This is a genomic window from Pseudomonas sp. PB120, from assembly GCF_009761815.1.
In the GTDB taxonomy this organism is placed as follows: Bacteria; Pseudomonadota; Gammaproteobacteria; order Pseudomonadales; family Pseudomonadaceae; genus Aquipseudomonas.
On record NZ_RWIN01000127.1, the window covers coordinates 1 to 1,128 of the forward strand.

1 protein-coding gene is annotated in these 1,128 nt (G+C 64.3%); it reads left to right on the plus strand.

What is annotated here, in order from left to right; genetic code table 11:
- A partial coding sequence (locus tag EJA72_RS23530) for an Ig-like domain-containing protein (protein ID WP_218574381.1) occupies positions 1-1,128 on the plus strand: 1,128 nt, incomplete at both ends.

Here is a 1,128-nt window from a genome sequence, read left to right on the forward strand (position 1 = left end):
ACACCAGCGATGCTGATTTCAAAGCGTTGCAAAACGGCGGCAGCGGCACCGAGAAATTCACCTACACCCTGACCGATGCCGACGGCGACACCAGCACCGCGACCCTGGAACTGAACATCCACAACAGTCCGGTGACCCTCAACGGCCTCAACGTCGAAGGCGGGGAGCTGACCGTCTACGAGAAAAACCTCACTTACGGCACTGATCCCAACGCTCCAGCCCTGACCCAGACCGGTACCTTTACCGTGACTGCGCCCGATGGCCTGCAAACCCTGACCGTGGGCGGCATCGCCGTGGTCAGCGGCGGCGTGATCGCGGGCTTCCCGCAATCGGTCGGTGCCGAGCACGGCGCCGTGTTCACCGTCACCGGCTATAACCCGGCGACCGGCGTGGTGACTTACACCTACACCCTGAATTACGCGGATACCCATCCGAACGCCGATGGCACCAACAGCATTTCCGACAACTTCAACGTGGTTGCCACTGACAAGGACGGCAGCACCGCGAGCGGTCAGATCAACGTCAACATCGTCGACGACACCCCGACCGCTCACGCCGACAACGTCTCGGTGGGCGAGGGCGGTACCGTCACCGGCAACGTGCTGTGGAACGACGTCGGCGGCGCCGATGGCCCGGCGGCCGGTGGTGGTGTTGTCGGTGTACGTTTCGGCTCCGACACCTCGACTCCGGTCAGTGGCGGCCTGAACACGCAGATCAATGGCACCTACGGTTACCTGACGCTGGACGCTGCGGGCAACGCGGTTTACCACAGCAACCCGAACGCCGTGAGCGGCCCGGGCGCCACCGATACCTTCACCTACACCCTGCGCGATGCTGACGGCGACGAAAGCACCACCACGGTCACCATCGACGTCACCAACAGCTGCATCAAGGCGGTCGGTGACAGCGAAGTGACCGTGTTCGAAAAAGCCCTCGACCTGACCAAGGACGGCCAGGACCTGGCCGCCGGCACCGTCACCGGCAGCGACCCGACCAACATTGGCGAAACCGCCAGCGGCACCTTGGTCGGCACCGTCACCGGCGCCACCGGCGCGATCACCTACACCCTGGTCGGCAGCGCGACCGGCGCGTACGGTCAGCTCCTGCTTAATCCAAACGGCACGTACA